Source organism: Pseudomonas ovata (genome assembly GCF_003131185.1).
GTDB lineage: Bacteria > Pseudomonadota > Gammaproteobacteria > Pseudomonadales > Pseudomonadaceae > Aquipseudomonas > Aquipseudomonas ovata.
On record NZ_QFFU01000022.1, the window covers coordinates 33,850 to 49,486 of the forward strand.

19 protein-coding genes are annotated in these 15,637 nt (G+C 61.7%); 1 reads left to right on the forward strand and 18 read right to left on the reverse strand.

The window, feature by feature from the left end; all coding sequences use genetic code 11:
- Positions 1–46: 46 nt before the first annotated feature.
- The 15 genes from DGA31_RS22785 to DGA31_RS22855 all read right to left on the reverse strand — a co-directional run bounded on the left by DGA31_RS22785 (position 47) and on the right by DGA31_RS22855 (position 11,930).
- Positions 47–709 (reverse strand): TetR/AcrR family transcriptional regulator, encoded by a 663-nt coding sequence (locus tag DGA31_RS22785; RefSeq protein ID WP_056836830.1) that lies wholly within the window; start codon positions 707–709, stop codon positions 47–49.
- A gap of 134 nt (positions 710–843) precedes the next feature.
- Complete coding sequence (locus tag DGA31_RS22790; protein ID WP_056836831.1) at positions 844–1,497, reverse strand: LysE family translocator; 654 nt, start codon at positions 1,495–1,497, stop codon at positions 844–846.
- Between the two features lie 328 nt (positions 1,498–1,825).
- Positions 1,826–2,611 (reverse strand): TatD family hydrolase, encoded by a 786-nt coding sequence (locus tag DGA31_RS22795; RefSeq protein WP_056836834.1) that lies wholly within the window; start codon positions 2,609–2,611, stop codon positions 1,826–1,828.
- A 14-nt stretch (positions 2,612–2,625) separates the two neighbouring features.
- Entirely contained in the window at positions 2,626–2,982 is a 357-nt protein-coding gene (locus tag DGA31_RS22800; protein ID WP_056836836.1) for a PilZ domain-containing protein, read from the reverse strand.
- Between the two features lie 31 nt (positions 2,983–3,013).
- The gene (locus tag DGA31_RS22805; protein ID WP_056836837.1) at positions 3,014–4,000 is read right to left on the reverse strand and encodes a DNA polymerase III subunit delta'; all 987 of its coding nucleotides are present in this window, start codon (positions 3,998–4,000) and stop codon (positions 3,014–3,016) included.
- Positions 3,993–4,625 (reverse strand): dTMP kinase, encoded by a 633-nt coding sequence (tmk, locus tag DGA31_RS22810; RefSeq protein WP_109514070.1) that lies wholly within the window; start codon positions 4,623–4,625, stop codon positions 3,993–3,995. The genes DGA31_RS22805 and tmk overlap by 8 nt, the downstream gene beginning before the upstream one ends.
- A 16-nt stretch (positions 4,626–4,641) precedes the next feature.
- Positions 4,642–5,763, reverse strand: coding sequence for an endolytic transglycosylase MltG (gene mltG / locus DGA31_RS22815; RefSeq protein WP_056836842.1), 1,122 nt, complete (start codon positions 5,761–5,763; stop codon positions 4,642–4,644).
- A gap of 3 nt (positions 5,764–5,766) precedes the next feature.
- Positions 5,767–6,582: an aminodeoxychorismate lyase gene (gene pabC, locus DGA31_RS22820; protein WP_109514071.1), complete on the reverse strand. Its 816-nt coding sequence runs from the start codon at positions 6,580–6,582 to the stop codon at positions 5,767–5,769.
- On the reverse strand, positions 6,582–7,826 hold the full coding sequence (gene fabF / locus DGA31_RS22825) for a beta-ketoacyl-ACP synthase II (RefSeq protein WP_056836845.1): 1,245 nt from the start codon (positions 7,824–7,826) through the stop codon (positions 6,582–6,584). The genes pabC and fabF overlap by 1 nt, the downstream gene beginning before the upstream one ends.
- A gap of 113 nt (positions 7,827–7,939) precedes the next feature.
- The gene (gene acpP / locus DGA31_RS22830) at positions 7,940–8,176 is read right to left on the reverse strand and encodes an acyl carrier protein (RefSeq protein WP_010223225.1); all 237 of its coding nucleotides are present in this window, start codon (positions 8,174–8,176) and stop codon (positions 7,940–7,942) included.
- Between the two features lie 197 nt (positions 8,177–8,373).
- Positions 8,374–9,114, reverse strand: coding sequence for a 3-oxoacyl-ACP reductase FabG (gene fabG, locus DGA31_RS22835; protein WP_109514072.1), 741 nt, complete (start codon positions 9,112–9,114; stop codon positions 8,374–8,376).
- A 16-nt stretch (positions 9,115–9,130) separates the two neighbouring features.
- Positions 9,131–10,069, reverse strand: a complete 939-nt coding sequence (gene fabD, locus DGA31_RS22840) for an ACP S-malonyltransferase (protein WP_109514073.1) — start codon at positions 10,067–10,069, stop codon at positions 9,131–9,133.
- Between the two features lie 107 nt (positions 10,070–10,176).
- Positions 10,177–11,202, reverse strand: coding sequence for a phosphate acyltransferase PlsX (plsX, locus tag DGA31_RS22845; protein ID WP_082481438.1), 1,026 nt, complete (start codon positions 11,200–11,202; stop codon positions 10,177–10,179).
- 4 nt (positions 11,203–11,206) lie between these two features.
- Positions 11,207–11,389 (reverse strand): 50S ribosomal protein L32, encoded by a 183-nt coding sequence (gene rpmF, locus DGA31_RS22850; protein WP_056836854.1) that lies wholly within the window; start codon positions 11,387–11,389, stop codon positions 11,207–11,209.
- 13 nt (positions 11,390–11,402) lie between these two features.
- Entirely contained in the window at positions 11,403–11,930 is a 528-nt protein-coding gene (locus DGA31_RS22855; RefSeq protein WP_056836855.1) for a YceD family protein, read from the reverse strand.
- Between the two features lie 106 nt (positions 11,931–12,036).
- Here DGA31_RS22855 and DGA31_RS22860 point away from each other — a divergent pair, with 106 nt between their 5' ends.
- Entirely contained in the window at positions 12,037–12,615 is a 579-nt protein-coding gene (locus tag DGA31_RS22860) for a Maf family protein (protein WP_109514074.1), read from the forward strand.
- Between the two features lie 27 nt (positions 12,616–12,642).
- Here DGA31_RS22860 and DGA31_RS22865 read toward each other — a convergent pair whose 3' ends face one another.
- Genes DGA31_RS22865 through rluC form a run of 3 tightly spaced genes read right to left on the reverse strand, consistent with a single transcriptional unit; the run spans position 12,643 to position 15,266 of the window.
- Positions 12,643–13,632 carry a S49 family peptidase gene (locus DGA31_RS22865; RefSeq protein WP_109514075.1) on the reverse strand — a complete coding sequence of 330 codons (990 nt, stop codon included), beginning with the start codon at positions 13,630–13,632 and terminating at the stop codon, positions 12,643–12,645.
- A 7-nt stretch (positions 13,633–13,639) separates the two neighbouring features.
- Complete coding sequence (locus tag DGA31_RS22870; RefSeq protein WP_109514076.1) at positions 13,640–14,320, reverse strand: HAD-IA family hydrolase; 681 nt, start codon at positions 14,318–14,320, stop codon at positions 13,640–13,642.
- A complete protein-coding gene (gene rluC / locus DGA31_RS22875) occupies positions 14,310–15,266 on the reverse strand; it encodes a 23S rRNA pseudouridine(955/2504/2580) synthase RluC (protein WP_056836890.1) in 957 nt (318 codons plus the stop codon). Before rluC ends, DGA31_RS22870 begins: the two co-directional genes overlap by 11 nt.
- Between the last annotated feature and the right edge of the window lie 371 nt (positions 15,267–15,637).

A 15,637-nucleotide genomic window follows, 5' to 3' on the forward strand; every position in this document is an offset into this window, starting at 1 on the left:
TCCGCGCCATTTCCACCCGGATTGCAGACAGATTCGACCGGCCGCCTTATTTATCGGCAGGATCGAGTGCTGGCTCAGGATGGCTGTCGGCATCACGCTTGCGCTTGTTGCCCATGCGCACGCCAATGTCCATCAGGAACTGGAAAAACCCCTCCTGGTCTTCGAGCACATTGCTCCAGAACGGCGAGTGGTACAGCGCCACGGCGCCGTGCACCAGCGCCCACGCCGCGCAGTAATGGAAATACGGGGGAACGTCTTCAAGCTTGCCTTCGTTGATCCGTCCCTTGATCAGCAGGGTCAGGTGCTCGAAGTTGGACGCGCGGATGCGGTGCAGTTCTTCGACCAGTTCGGGCACCTGATTGCCCTTGACGACCTTTTCTTCAAGACGATCAAACAACCGGTAACGCTGCGGGTCACGCATACGGAATTCGAAATAGGCGCGCGACAGCGCTTCCTTGTCCTTGTCGACATCGGCCGAATGCAGCAGCGTATTCAGGTCGCGCTCATAATCAAGCATCAGGCGCAGGTAGATTTCAGCCTTGGATTTGAAGTGCTTGTAGATCGTCCCTTTGCCGATGCCGACCGCGTCGGCAATCATTTCGACGGTGACGCTGTCTTCGCCCTGTTCCAGAAACAGCTTTAGCGCAGTGTCGAGGATTTCCTGCTCACGACGGCGAAATTCACGGACCTTTCGAGGTTCTTTTTGCATAGTGAGTCAATCTGCAAGGCTTAAATCGAAGCCCGGTATTATGCCTGTCTGGCGCGAAATTGCACGGATCATCCACGCGCTGCGACAGTGCGCAACCGGCAAATCTGCCGGTGTTTCAGCCCACATTCAAGGTGTCAGTGCGCAAAAACCGGCGACGCGCCGCCAATGAACTCCATGTAGCCGGTCACGACGACATAAATGGCGAAGTAGGCAAAAATCAATGCCGAGGCGATATACGACCACTTGAGCATGCGCTCGCCGAGCAAGCGTCCACCCTGGTGGGCCAATGCGCACAAGGCAAACGACCAGCAAAGCCCGGCCATGAAGAACCCGCTCAGAAAAGCCGACGCGCCGCCCAGGTCTGCCCCCTGGCGGGCAATGATCGCCCCACCCACTGCAGCGAACCACAAAATGGCGGTCGGTGACGACATGGCCAGGAAAATGCCGCGAAAGAACAAGGTGCGATTGCTGTCGTTGCCGACACGCTCCGGGGTCTGCAACACCGCCGTGGCCGACATCGCGCTCATGATCATCTTGATGCAGAACCAGGTCAGCACCGCCGTGCCGCCCAGCCACAACACATAACGCACCGCCTCATACTGCAACAGCACCGCCATGCCGGTCATGGCCAGCACCGCATAGGCCAGGTCACCGAAACAGGTGCCAATGCCCAGCCATAAGCCCTTGGAAAAACCACGTTGCATGGCCAGGGTCATCATGGCGATATTGGCCAGGCCAATGTCCAGGCATAACGACAGGCTGAGCAGAAAGCCGTTGGAAAACTCCATTTTTCATCGCCTCACATAAAACGGCACGCCAAAGCGCCCTGAAAAACCGCCCACAAGCGCCGATGAGTGGCCTACAGACCATTCATCAAGCTCTGAAGCGATGGTTTGCTATTCCAAAACTGTTTAAAAAATGATCAAAGACGACTGGACGCCATCGTATCCTCATCAATACTTAAAGCGTTGGTGCGCATTCCCCCAAATGTCGCGCCAGTAAAGGCAACCATGGATGACCCTGCCTTTGTTTTACTCCTAATGGTCTTGAACCCGGATTCCCCCCCCAGAACCCGGGTTTCTTTTTGCCTGCGGTTTACGGCTTGTGCGGCAGGCTTCAGGCCTGCACTCGGGCCAGGGGGAACAAGCGGGCAAAGTTGGCGGTGGTCTGCTCGGCAAAACGCTCATAGGGTTCGCCGCGTAGCATGGCCAGAAACTCGGCCACTTCACGCACGTATTGCGGCAGGTTGGGCTTGCCACGATAGGGAATCGGCGCCAGATAAGGCGAGTCGGTCTCGACCAGCAAGCGATCGGCCGGCACCTGGCGCGCGACATCGCGCAAGGCATCGGCATTGCGGAAGGTCACGATGCCGGACAGCGAGATGTAAAAGCCCAGGTCCAGGGCAGCCTTGGCCATCTCCCAATCCTCGGTAAAACAATGCAGCACGCCGGCCTGCGGCAACGCGGCTTCGCGCAGCAGCGCGAGGGTGTCGCTACGGGCCGCACGGGTATGCACGATCACCGGCTTGCCGGTGACTTGCGCAGCCTGAAGGTGCAGGCGAAACGAGTCCTGTTGCACCTCGGCCGCCTCGGGCTCGTAATGGTAATCCAGACCGGTTTCACCGATGGCCACCACCCTGGGGTGATCCAGTTCGCTCAACAGCCACTGCAAGGCTGGCGCCCCGCCCGGTGTCACGTCCAGCGGATGAATGCCCACCGAACAGTCGACATCGCTGTAGCGCTCGGCCACGGCCTTGACCACGGCGGCGTTGTCGGCACTGACGCCGATGCATAGAAAGTGGCCGACGCCGCGGGCGCGGGCGGCCTCCAGCGCAGCGTCCAGCGACCCCGCGTGCGAGGTCAGGTCAAGGCGATCAAGGTGACAATGGGAATCTACAAGCATGGGCAAGGACACAACTACATCGTGTGGGTGGGACGGTCGGACTTCAGGGCACCGGCCAGATGGGTTTCGATCAGGTTGCGGGCGGTATTGTCACCGTCGCTGAATTGCACACCGACGCCGGCGGCGCGGTTGCCCTGTCCGCCCTTGGGCGTGATCCAGATCACGCGCCCGGCGACCGGGACTTTTTCCGGCTCGTCCATCAGGTTGAGCAGCATGAACACCTCGTCACCCAGCTTGTAGTTCTTGCCCGTCGGGATGAACAGGCCACCGTTCTTGACGAAGGGCATGTAGGCGGCATACAGCACGGACTTGTCCTTGATGGTCAAGGACAGAATGCCGTTACGCGGACCAGGACTGATCGGCAAGCTCATTGCAGCTCCTCAAGGTGACATTCAACGCAGTCTACCCTTGTCCGGGCAAGCCTGCCCACTGCACCAGCAAGGCTTCGAGCAGCAGCACGCGATTGAGATTGGCCTTGCCCATGACCTTCTGGCGCTGGGCCAGTACCCAGTCCTGCATGGCCAGCACTTTGTTGCGCGTCGACTTCTGCGCCAGGTATTGCACCACCTTGCGCATGTCCGCCAGGCCCAGGCCCTCTTCGTCCTGGGTCAACTGGTAGCGCAGCATCAGGTACGACCAGTCGCAGAACCAGTCGAACAGCAGCAACAACGGCACGTCTTTCCAGGCTTCGGCCAACTGGGTCGGTGATTGCTGCTGCTTGAGCAGTTTCTTGACGCCGTCGACCACCAGCGCCCGCTGCTCACTGACGCCCTGGGCCTGCAGCTTGACCGCCAGCAGCGGCGAACCGGCGGCCAGGGTCAGCAACTCGATCCGCAGTGACTCACCGGCATCCGGCAGGGCTGCCTGCAACCAGTCCAGGCTCATGCGCTCGCCCGGCAGGGGGCAGGCCTGTTGCACGCAGCGACTCTTGATGGTGGGCAGCAAACGGCTCGGCTGGTGACTGACCAGCAGCAGCACGGTGTTGCCCGAAGGCTCTTCCAGGCTTTTGAGCAAGGCATTGGCAGCATTGATGTTCATCGCCTCGACCGGCTCGATGAGCACGACCTTGCGCCCGCCCATCTGTGCCGTCTGCACCACGAAGCTCACCAGGTCGCGCACCTGATCGACCTTGATGGGTTTGTCGGCCTCTTCAGGCTCCAGGATGTAATTGTCAGGATGGCTGCCGGCGACCAGCAACAGGCACGACTTGCACTGCCCACAGGCCTTGAGCGCCTCGGGCCGCTGACACAGCAGGTGCGCCATCAACCGCTCGGCCAGGGCCCGCTTGCCGATACCGGCCGGTCCGTGCAACAGGTAGGCATGCGCATGCCGGGGGCGGCCGGCCAGTTGCTTCCACAGCGCATCTTGCCAGGGGTAGGCCTCAGCCACGGCAACGGTCCAGCAAGGCGGGCAGCAGCGCATCGAGCGAGCGCTGGACCTGTTCGAGCGACTGCGCGGCATCGATCAGTTGATAGCGTGCAGGTTCAGCGTGTGCGCGTTGCAGGTAGGTGTTGCGCACCGCCTCGAAAAACGCCCGGCCTTCCTGCTCGAAGCGATCCAGCCGACCCCGGGCCGCTGCCCGCGACAGACCGATTTCCACCGGCAGGTCGAATACCAGGGTCAGGTTGGGTCGCAATGCGCCTTGCACAAACTGCTCGAGAATGGCGATGCGCTCATGAGACAGGCCGCGCCCACCGCCCTGATAGGCGTAGGTGGCATCGGTAAACCGATCGCACAACACGACCGCACCACGCGCCAGCGCCGGGCGAATGACCTCGGCCACATGCTGGGCACGCGCCGCAAACACCAGCAGCAGTTCGGCATCGGCACTCATCACCTCGGCACTGGGCGCCAGGAGAATTTCGCGAATTCGCTCGGCCAGTGGCGTGCCGCCCGGCTCGCGGGTCATGACCACATCGACACCCTGGGCACGCAGCTGCGCCGCCAGGTACTCACGATTGGTGCTCTTGCCGGCGCCTTCAGGGCCTTCTAGGGTGATAAACAGGCCAGTCACAAAAAATCCTTGAGGGTCATGGCGCCACCGGCTCGTCGCCGGACGCTTGTTCAGCCTCGGCAGGATCGGTTGGCGCAGGGGTTGAACCGGTGGCCGGTGGCGCCAGGGGCGCGGGGCTCGACCGGTAGTCGGCGCGGCGCTTGATCTGGTACTCGCGCACGGCGGCATTGTGCTCATCCAGACTGGCAGAAAACACATGGCTGCCATCGCCCTTGGCCACGAAATACAGACTGCGCCCGGCTACCGGGTGCAGGGCGGCGTTGATGGCTTCACGACCGGCCAGGGCGATCGGGGTCGGCGGCAGACCGGCAATCACATAGGTGTTGTAAGGCGTGGGTTCCTTGAGGTGCGCGCGGGTGATCTTGCCGTTGTAGCGCTCACCCATGCCGTAGATCACGGTCGGGTCGGTCTGCAGCAGCATGCCGATCTGCAGGCGGCGCACGAACACACCGGCAATCTGGCCACGCTCATGGGGCACGCCGGTTTCCTTCTCGACCAGCGAGGCCATGATCAGCGCCTGGTACGGATCGACATACGGCAGGTCCGGGGCTCGCTGTCGCCATTCGTCGTCCAGCACCTCTTCAAGGCGCTTGTAAGCCAGCTTGAGCAGCTCGGCATCGGTCATGCCACGCACATAGCGGTAAGTGTCCGGAAAGAACCGGCCTTCGGGCACGACACCCGGATAGCCGAGGCGCGTCATCAGTTCACTGTCGCTCAGGCCCTGCAGGGTCTGCTCCAGCTTGTCCTGGCGCGCAAGTGCTGCACGCACCTGACGAAAATTCCAGCCTTCGACCAGTGTCACGCTGTATTGCACCACTTCCTTGCGTTTCCAGACGCCGAACAGGTCCTGGACACTCATGCCTGGTGTCAGGCGATATTCACCGCTGTGCAAGGGCTGGCCCGCGAGGTTGAAGCGCCAGTACAAGCGCAGCCAGAACGCGCCATCAATGACGCCTTCACCCTCAAGGCGATTGAGCACGCCCGACGGCGTGGAGCCATTGGGCACGTCCAGCAGGCGCTCCTGGGCGACATTCAACGGTTGATGCAAGGCCTGGTTCTGCTCCCAGAGCGCATAGCCGAGCCCCAGGACGACCAGCACCACGGCAGTTTCCAGCAACACCAGTAATTTTCGGATCACGAATCAGTTACCCAGAAGCACGCGCGCAATAGACTGCAGTTTACGGGTGAGCGGTCCGACCGGCCAGTTCAACTGCGCAAACCCACGCACCGGCCAGATGCCATACACGCTATTGCACACAAAGAGTTCGTCCGATTGCTCAAGGTCGGACATCGACAGATCGCGTATATCGACCGCAATACCCAGCGTTTGTGCCTGATCGAGCAGTTCACCGCGCATGACGCCAGCCACGCCACAGCGGCTCAGCGCGGCAGTAAGCAACACGCCGTTACGAATCAGGAACAGATTGCTGTACACCCCTTCGACCGGTCGCCCCGAGGTGTCGCGCATCAGCCCCTCGGCATAACGGGGGTCGCGCCATTCGGCACGGGCCAGCACCTGTTCAAGACGATTGAGGTGCTTCAGGCCGGCCAGCAGTGGCTGCTCGGCCAGGCGGGTCTGGCATTCGAACAGTTGCACGCCCTGCTCGTAATGTCCGGCCGGGTATGACGGGGCAGCGGATCCTTGCAGGATGCGCCGTGCCGGCGCATCAGGCGCCGGGGCATAACCGCGCAGGCTGTCGCCACGGGTCAGGATCAGTTTCATGACCCCTTCATCCAGTCCGGCGGCGAAGCGAACCATCTCGTCCCGCACCCGCGACAGGTCAGGCTCGATGGCCAGCCGTGCGCAGGCAGCCTCGAGGCGCTGCAGGTGACGCTCGAACAACACGGGCCGACCGGCCCTGACGGCAACGGTCTCGAACAGGCCATCGCCGTAGGCCAGCCCCCGACTGGTCAGCGACAGGGCGTCAGCCGGGCAGCCGTCGACCCAGGCTTGCATCACTCGCTGAACCGACGGAACACCAGCGAGCCGTTGGTACCGCCAAAACCGAAGGAGTTGGACAGAACCACGTCGATCGGCAGACGCCGGGCCTCATGGGCCACGAAGTCCAGGTCGCAGCCTTCATCGGGCTGGTCGAGGTTGATGGTCGGCGGCGCCACCTGATCGAGCAAGGCCAGTACGCTGAAAATCGCCTCGACGGCACCGGCTGCACCCAGCAGGTGACCGGTCATCGACTTGGTGGAGCTGACCGCCAGTCGGTAGGCATGATCGCCAAATACGCTCTTGATCGCCTGGGCTTCGGCAAGGTCGCCGGCCGGGGTCGAGGTGCCGTGGGCGTTGATGTACTGCACCTGCTCGGGGTTGACCCGCGCATCACGCAGGGCGTTGGTGATGCAGCGCGCAGCACCGGCCCCACTGTCGGGTGGCGAGGTCATGTGGAAGGCATCGCCGCTCATGCCAAAGCCGACCAGTTCGGCCAGGATGGTTGCACCACGCGCCTTGGCGTGCTCAAGCTCTTCGAGCACCATCGCCCCCGAGCCGTCGGACAGCACGAAACCGTCGCGCTCCTTGTCCCAGGGCCGGCTGGCACGCGCCGGTTCGTCATTGCGGGTCGACAACGCACGGGCCGCGCCGAAACCGCCCATGCCCAGACCGCATGCGGCCATTTCGGCGCCGCCGGCAATCATCACGTCGGCTTCACCGTAGGCAATATTGCGGGCCGCCATGCCAATGCAGTGGGTACCGGTGGTGCAGGCCGTGGAAATGGCGTAGTTGGGTCCCTGTGCACCCAGGTGGATGGACAGGAAGCCGGAAATCATGTTGATGATGGAGCCTGGCACGAAAAACGGAGAAATCCGCCCTGGCCCCTGCTCGTGCATCAGACGACTGCTGTTCTCGATGTTGGTCAGGCCGCCAATGCCCGAGCCCATGGCAACGCCGATGCGCTCACGGTTGGCATCGGTCACTTCAAGCCCGGCGTTACGCACTGCCTGAAAACTGGCCGCCAGCCCATACTGAATAAAAAGGTCGACCCGCCGCGCCTCCTTGGGCGCCAGGTATTGCGTGACATCAAATCCTTTCACCGACCCACCGAAGCGTGTAGTGAAAGCCGACAGGTCAGTGTGTTCGATCAGATCAATACCACTGCGGCCTGCCAGAATGCCTTGCCAACTGCTGGGCACATCATTGCCCAGTGGCGATATCATTCCCATCCCGGTGACCACGACGCGTCTACGCGACACAGGACTCTCCTTCTCTCTCGTTGGCGAAACATCTTCATCGTTTCAAAGAAAAAACCGCACGCCGGTAAAAGCAGTGCGGTTTTCCCATGACAACAGGCAGCGATTACGAAGAATCAGGCCTGGTGGCTGTTCACGTAGTCGATGGCAGCCTGAACGGTGGTGATCTTTTCCGCTTCTTCGTCAGGGATTTCGGTTTCGAATTCCTCTTCCAGAGCCATGACCAGCTCGACGGTGTCCAGGGAGTCAGCGCCCAGGTCTTCAACGAAAGAGGACTCGTTCTTCACTTCCTCTTCCTTGACGCCAAGTTGCTCGGCAACGATTTTCTTGACGCGCTCTTCGATGGTGCTCATACCTAGTTTTAACTCCTAGTGGAAATGTTCAGGCATCTGGCCAGTGGGTAAGTGTATAGAAGAGGTTTTGGCTTTTTCAAGCTTGTCGCACCCCTCCGGCTCCCCACCGGCCCTGTACCTACTGAAAGATTGCAGCTTTATAACGGATTTTAGACAGCTCGTATTACATTTTTTTGAAACGAACCGTCGCAATCAGCTCACATGTACATCCCGCCGTTCACCGGGATCGTAGCCCCGGTCACATAGCCTGCACCCTCGGACGCCAGAAATGCTACTACGTTGGCAATTTCCTGCGCCTGCCCAAGGCGACCCAGAGGAATCTGGGTCAACAGCGCTTCACGCTGGGCGTCGGGTAATTCGCGGGTCATGTCCGTATCGATAAAGCCTGGCGCTACCGCATTCACGGTCACGGCACGAGAACCGAGCTCACGCGCCAGGGCACGACTGAAACCTTCCAGCCCAGCCTTCGCGGAAGCGTAGTTTACTTGACCGGCGTTGCCCATGGCACCGACAACTGAACCAATATTGATGATTCGGCCCCAACGCGCCTTGGTCATGCCACGCAACACGCCCTTGGACAGGCGGTACAGACTGGTCAGGTTGGTATTGATTACGTCATGCCATTCGTCGTCTTTCATGCGCATCATCAGGTTATCGCGTGTGATGCCGGCATTGTTGACCAGGATCAACGGCACGCCCACCCGCGCCTGGATGGTCGCCAGGACAGTTTCGACGGACTCGGCATTGCATACGTCCAGCGCCAGGCCGAAACCTTCGATGCCATGTTCCTTGAGGGTTGCGCTGATGCACTCTGCACCGGCTTCGGATGTCGCCGTACCGACAACCACAGCACCGTTGCGCCCCAACTCCAGGGCGATGGCCTGGCCAATACCTCGGCTGGCGCCGGTCACCAGTGCAACTTTACCTTGCAGACTCATGCAGGTTTCTCCTTATTCAAGCCAGTGCCGCACGGGCGGCAGCAAAGGCATCGGGTGTATCCAGGTTGTAGGTCACCACGCCGTCGGCGCAGCGTTTGTTCAGGCCGGCGAGCACCTTGCCCGGGCCACACTCCACCAATTGGGTCACACCGAGACCGGCCAGGCACTGGATGGACTCGACCCAACGCACAGGCTTGTACAACTGCTCCAGCAAGTCACGCTTGAGCGTAGCCAGATCGGTGACGGCTGCAGCACTGACGTTCTGCACCAGGGCAATGCGCGGCTCCTGCCACTCGATCGCCTCGACAGACGAGGCAAAACGCTCGGCCGCAGGACGCATCAGCTCACAGTGCGACGGCACGCTGACCGGCAGCGGCAGTGCACGCTTGGCACCTCGCGCCTTGCACAACTCCATCGCACGCCTGACTGCCTCGGCGCTGCCGGCGATGACGACCTGGCCTGGCGAGTTGAAATTCACCGCACTGACCACTTCACCCTGCGCCGCCTCGGCACACACGGCGATGACATCGGCATCATCCAGCCCCAGGATCGCCGCCATGCCACCCTGCCCGGCCGGCACGGCCTCCTGCATCAGTTGGCCACGGCGCTCGACCAGCCTGACGGCATCTTCCAGCGCCAGGCTTTGCGCGGCGACCAGGGCACTGTATTCACCCAGGCTGTGACCGGCGACATACGCAGGCACGGCACCGCCCTCGGCCAGCCACACATGCCACAGGGCAATGGAGGCGGTCAGAATGGCCGGCTGGGTCTTGTCGGTGCGATTGAGGTCTTCGGCCGGACCCTCCTGAATCAGTTTCCAGAGGTCATAGCCCAGGGCTTCGGACGCCTGTTCAAAGGTATCGAGGATCAACGGATGCTGCGCGCCTTGTTCGGCAAGCATGCCGAGCGATTGCGATCCTTGACCCGGAAAGACGAATGCGAGGGATGCAGACATGTAACAGGCCCCTGAGTGGTTATCTTCGAAATGAGCCGCCGGCAGGACCGACGACATGATGCAAACTGGCACGACTGAACGGTTTGATGACGCACCCGCAGGCAGCGTCACATTTGCCCGCGCTCGCGCAAAAGCGCCTCAAGCCGCCCGCCAAGACGTTGCGGCAGGTTTTCCTGGACTTGCACCACGGCGCGCTGGATTGCGCTTTGCAAGCCGTCGACACCGGCGGCGCCATGACTCTTGACCACGATACCCTGCAACCCCAGGAGGCTGGCACCATTGTGCCGGGCCGGCGCAAGGTCGCTTTTCAGGCGCCGCAGCAGCGGCAAGGCCACCACACCCGCCATCCGGCCCAGCACACCCTGAGTGAACAAGGCCTCGATCCGGTCGGCAATCATGGTGGCCAGGCCTTCGCTGGACTTGAGCAGCACATTGCCGACAAACCCGTCGCACACCACCACATCCGCCTCGCCCCGGTACAGGCCATCGCCCTCGACGAAGCCGATGTAATTGAGCATCGGTGCCGCCTGCAGCAGCGCAGCCGCCTGGCGGACCTGCTGGTTGCCCTTGATGTCTTCGGTGCCGACATTGAGCAGTGCGACCCTGGGTCGCGGCTTGCCCAGCACTTCGGCGGCCACCGCCCCCATGACGGCGAACTGGTACAGGTTTTCGGCACTGCAGTCGACGTTCGCGCCCAGGTCCAGCAACTGGCAATAGCCGCTGCGGGTTGGAATCGCCCCCACCATCGCGGGTCGGTCGATCCCCGGCAGGGTCTTGAGCACGAAACGCGACAACGCCATCAGCGCGCCGGTGTTGCCGGCGCTGACACACGCCTGGGCATGACCGGCCGCCACCAGCCCGAGCGCCACGCGCATCGAAGAATCAGGCTTGCCGCGCAAGGCCTGGGAAGGCCGCTCATCCATGGTGATAACTTCGCTGGCATGCACAACGTGCAGGCGCGTACGGTCCACACCCTGTTGGCGGGCGATCAGTTCTTCAAGGAGGGGGGCTTGGCCGACAAGGACCAGATGCAGCGAGGGGTTGGCAGTCAGGCAGGCGAGGCTTGCCTTTACAATGCTGCGGGGACCGAAGTCCCCGCCCATTGCGTCGATCGCGATGATCGGAGCGGACAAGAAATTACTCGTCAGCGCCCTTGTCGATCACTTTGCGGCCACGGTAAACGCCTTCAGGCGATACGTGGTGACGCAGGTGAACTTCACCGGTGGTTTTCTCAACCGACAGAGCGCTGGCATCGAGGGCGTCGTGCGAACGGCGCATGTCGCGGGCAGAGCGGGATTTTTTGTTCTGCTGAACAGCCATAATTGATTAACTCCTAAACGTTTGGGTCACGCTTTAACTGCGCCAATACACTGAACGGGTTGGACCGTGTTACCTCGTCCACGCTCGGTTCGGGCTCATCGAGACCCGCCGGTTGCTGGCATTCTTCCGGTTGATGAGCCGGCACAATGGGCAAGGCGAGCAGAAGCTCCTCCTCGATCAGTGCCAGCAGATCCAATGGATCTTCGCCCAGTTCCAGTACGTCATAACCTTTCGGCAACGACTGGGTATTCGCACCCTCCTTCACCACGATGTAGGTACATTCGCTCTGGATCGGCAGGGTGACCAGCTCAAGACAGCGCTGGCAAACCATTTTGACCGCGACCTGCAACTGGGTGTGGAAAACCACCGACCGGCGCTCATCTCGCTCGAAAATGAATTTCGCTTGTACCGTGCCGACACTGTCGGCCAACGGGTCGCACAGCCTCTCCAGATCGGCCAGCTGCACGTTTCCTTCAAGGGAAGTGCCGCGATCAGCCAATTTGCGAGGGTCAACGTGAGGTGGAATCTGGTCATTCAACATAGGCGCAGCATTCTAGGGATCACCCCATGGCATGTCAAAGGAAATTCGGCCTGTCAGCAAGGACCGGCCTTGATTAGAATTCAGCGTTCAATCCTTGGAGAATCGCATGCCTTCCCTGCTTCTTGCCTCCAGCTCGCCGTACCGCCGCGAACTGCTTGCCCGCCTGCGCCTGCCCTTCACCTGCAGCTCGCCCGACATCGACGAAAGCCGCCGACCGCACGAGAGCGCCATCGAGCTGGTGCAACGCCTGGCCCGGGAAAAGGCCCAGGCCCTGGCAGGCAGTCATCCGGACCACCTGATCATCGGCTCCGACCAGGTGGCCGTGCTGGACGAGCAGATCCTCGGCAAGCCCCACACCTTCGAGCGCGCTCTGGCGCAACTGTCGTCCGCCAGCGGCAAACGGGTCACGTTCCTCACCGGCCTGACGCTGCTCAACAGCCGCACCGGCCAGTGCCAGGTCGATTGCGTGCCGTTCAGCGTCACCTTTCGCGAACTGGAACCCGCCACCCTGGCGCGCTACCTGCACGCCGAGCAGCCCTACGACTGCGCCGGCAGCTTCAAGGCCGAAGGCCTGGGAATCAGTCTGTTTCGCAGCACCGAAGGCACGGACGCCACCAGCCTGATCGGCCTGCCGTTGATCCGGCTGGTCGACATGCTGTTAAAGGAAGGCGTCAGCGTGCCCTGATAAAAAAGCCCGACCAGCGGCCGGGCTTTAGCGCAAGCTCGGCCCGGTAAAGCCGGCCCACATGGCCAGGCGCTCGGCGATGCTGGTGCCCAATTTCTTGGAGAACCGGTCGAACGGCGATTCCTGAATCGTATAGTCGACAATGTCCTTGGCCCCGATCACTTCGCGCGCCACATAGCTCGAACTGCCCAGCGCATCGACCAGGCCCAGCCCCACGGCCTGCTCACCGGTCCAGATCAGGCCGGAGAACAGCTCGGGATGCTCCTTGTCCTTGAGGCGATCACCACGCCCCTGCTTGACGCTGGCGATGAACTGACGGTGCGTGGTGGCCAGCACTTCCTGCCAGAACTGCGCCTCATCGGCCTTGGGCGGCTGGAACGGATCGAGAAAGGCCTTGTGCTCACCCGAGGTGTAGGTGCGCCGCTCCACACCCAGCTTCTCCATTGCGCCCACAAAGCCGAAACCGGCCGCAGTCACACCGATCGAACCGACCAGGCTGGCCTTGTCGGCATAGATCTGATCGGCTGCGCTGGCAATGTAGTAGGCGCCCGAGGCGCCCAGGTCACTGATCACGGCATAGACCTTGATGGCCGGCTTCTCGGCGCGCAGGCGACGAATCTCGTCATACACATAGCCCGACTGCACCGGACTGCCACCGGGGCTGTTGATACGCAGGATCACGCCACGGGTATTGGCATCCTCGAAAGCTGCACGCAGGCTGCCGACAATATTGTCGGCACTGGCCGACTCCTTGTCGGCGATCATGCCCTGGATCTCGATCAGTGCGGTGTGGCTGCCCGAGCCCGATACCTTTTTATCGCCAAACAGCGGCATGAACAGCATCAGCGCCGTGAACAGATAGGCAAACGTCAGAAACTTGAAAAAAATACCCCAGCGCCGGCTGCGGCGCTGCTCCTGAACACCAGCCAGCAGGGTCTTCTCCAGCAGCTTCCAGCTCTTGGCGTCTTCCGGCGATCCGTCCCGGTCCTGCGACAGTGCGTTCCATTTATCAGACATGGCTCATCTACCCCTGCTGCAAAAGCGAGTGGCTGCGCTTGCCCAACCAGGCACGCAGTTCGGAAAAATGCTCAATGGCCAATCGTGGCTGGTAGGCACGCAGCGACTCCAGCGACTGGGCGCCATAGCCCACCGCCACCGAATCCATGCCGGCATTGCGGGCCATCAACAGGTCGAAGGAAGCATCGCCAATCATCAGCGAACGCTCGGGCGGCACATCGCAGTGCGCCATGATTTCGTGCAGCATCAACGGATCAGGCTTGCTGGCCGTTTCGTCGGCCGCCCGGGTGATGTCGAAATACTCCAGCCAGCCATGCGCACCCAGCACCCGATCCAGCCCGCGCCGCGCCTTGCCGGTGGCCACCGCCAGGCGGTAGCCCTCCTCGCGAAAGGCCTGCATCGATTCCAGCACGCCGTCAAACAGCGGCGAAGCCACCTGATCCATGGCCATGTAGCTGTCGGCATAGCGCTGGCGAAAATCCAGCAGCGCATTGGGAGAAATGTCCGGATACAGCGTGCGAATGGCTTCGGGCAGGCCGAGGCCGATGATGCCCTTGATCGCCAGCTCGTCACGCACCGGCATGTCACCGGTCAGCGCCGCCTCGCTCATGGCCTGGACAATACGCCCGATGGAATCGGCCAGCGTGCCGTCCCAGTCGAAAATCAGCAGGTCATAGTCACGGCGCACTCAAACGCTCCACGGTCTTGGCCCACATCTCATCGACCGGCGCCTGCAACTGCAGCAGACCACCATCGGGCAGCGGTACATTAAGCATATAGGCATGCAGGAACAGGCGCTTGCCGCCCAGTTCGCGGATCTCACGGGAGAAATCCTCGTCTCCGTACTTGGTGTCACCGGCAATGCAATGCCCGGCATGCAGGGTGTGCACGCGAATCTGGTGGGTGCGACCGGTCACCGGCTTGGCCTCGACCATGGTGGCGAAATCGCCGAAGCGACGCAGCACCTTGAACAGCGTCAGGGCCTCCTTGCCTTCATCATTGACTTCGACCATGCGCTCGCCCGAACGCAGGTTGCTCTTGAGCAACGGGGCGCGCACCTGCTTGCAACTGGTCGCCCAGTTGCCACGTACCAGCGCCATGTAGCGCTTGTCGACCCCGTCGCCGCGCAAGGCTTCGTGCAGGTGCCGCAGCATGCTGCGCTTCTTGGCGATCATCAGCAGACCTGAGGTGTCGCGGTCCAGACGATGGACCAGTTCCAGCTCCTTGGCATCGGGGCGCAGCTGGCGAAAAGCCTCGATCACGCCAAAACTCAGGCCGCTGCCGCCATGCACGGCGATACCCGCCGGCTTGTTGATCACGATCAGCGCCTTGTCCTCATGGACAATCGAGGCCTCCAGGCGCTGCAGCAGGGCCTGTGCCACCGGCACCGGCTCGTCACGCTCAGGCACCCGCACCGGCGGAATGCGCACGATATCACCGGCCTGCAGCTTGTACTCGGGCTTGGTGCGCCCCTTGTTCACCCGCACTTCGCCCTTGCGCACGATGCGGTAGATCAAGGTCTTGGGCACGCCCTTCAGGTACGTGATCAGGAAATTATCAATACGTTGACCGGCAAGTTCCGGCGCAACCTCGACCAGCTGGACGCCGGGGGTTGGGGGGGCAATATTCGTCATGCCGCGAATCATAACAATTTTTTATGGATTTGAAGCACTTAATGATTGCTGCTATAGTCGCGAACGCCGCCAAAAGCGGTCGGACAGCGGACAAACGGTTGACAACCGGCCCTGACCAACGCAATTCACAGGGCGGGAGGCCGCCCTGCAAGGCTCTCGGTGATAACGAAGCCCCCTGGAAATGTAACAAGCGCGCGTGACATGAGGCCTGAAATACGCCGGATCGCTGAGTCGATACTCGCCTTCCCGAGCGAAGAACCCACGGCCAGTTCACAAGGTGCAGTCGCTTCCGGGCGCTTTGAGCGAAGCCTTACGAACAACGCCTCGAGCCATGATGCGCGACCTTCCACGGGAAGATCGCGGTAAATGCC

Coding starts and splice junctions, on each gene's coding strand:
- DGA31_RS22785 (WP_056836830.1), bottom strand. CDS start 709: ATGCAAAAAGAACCTCGAAAGGTCCGTGAATTTCGCCGTCGTGAGCAG.
- DGA31_RS22790 (WP_056836831.1), bottom strand. CDS start 1,497: ATGGAGTTTTCCAACGGCTTTCTGCTCAGCCTGTCGTTATGCCTGGAC.
- DGA31_RS22795 (WP_056836834.1), bottom strand. CDS start 2,611: ATGCTTGTAGATTCCCATTGTCACCTTGATCGCCTTGACCTGACCTCG.
- DGA31_RS22800 (WP_056836836.1), bottom strand. CDS start 2,982: ATGAGCTTGCCGATCAGTCCTGGTCCGCGTAACGGCATTCTGTCCTTG.
- pabC (WP_109514071.1), bottom strand. CDS start 6,582: ATGCAAGCCTGGGTCGACGGCTGCCCGGCTGACGCCCTGTCGCTGACC.
- acpP (WP_010223225.1), bottom strand. CDS start 8,176: ATGAGCACCATCGAAGAGCGCGTCAAGAAAATCGTTGCCGAGCAACTT.
- fabG (WP_109514072.1), bottom strand. CDS start 9,114: ATGAGTCTGCAAGGTAAAGTTGCACTGGTGACCGGCGCCAGCCGAGGT.
- fabD (WP_109514073.1), bottom strand. CDS start 10,069: ATGTCTGCATCCCTCGCATTCGTCTTTCCGGGTCAAGGATCGCAATCG.
- rpmF (WP_056836854.1), bottom strand. CDS start 11,389: ATGGCTGTTCAGCAGAACAAAAAATCCCGCTCTGCCCGCGACATGCGC.
- DGA31_RS22855 (WP_056836855.1), bottom strand. CDS start 11,930: ATGTTGAATGACCAGATTCCACCTCACGTTGACCCTCGCAAATTGGCT.
- DGA31_RS22860 (WP_109514074.1), top strand. CDS start 12,037: ATGCCTTCCCTGCTTCTTGCCTCCAGCTCGCCGTACCGCCGCGAACTG.
- DGA31_RS22865 (WP_109514075.1), bottom strand. CDS start 13,632: ATGTCTGATAAATGGAACGCACTGTCGCAGGACCGGGACGGATCGCCG.
- rluC (WP_056836890.1), bottom strand. CDS start 15,266: ATGACGAATATTGCCCCCCCAACCCCCGGCGTCCAGCTGGTCGAGGTT.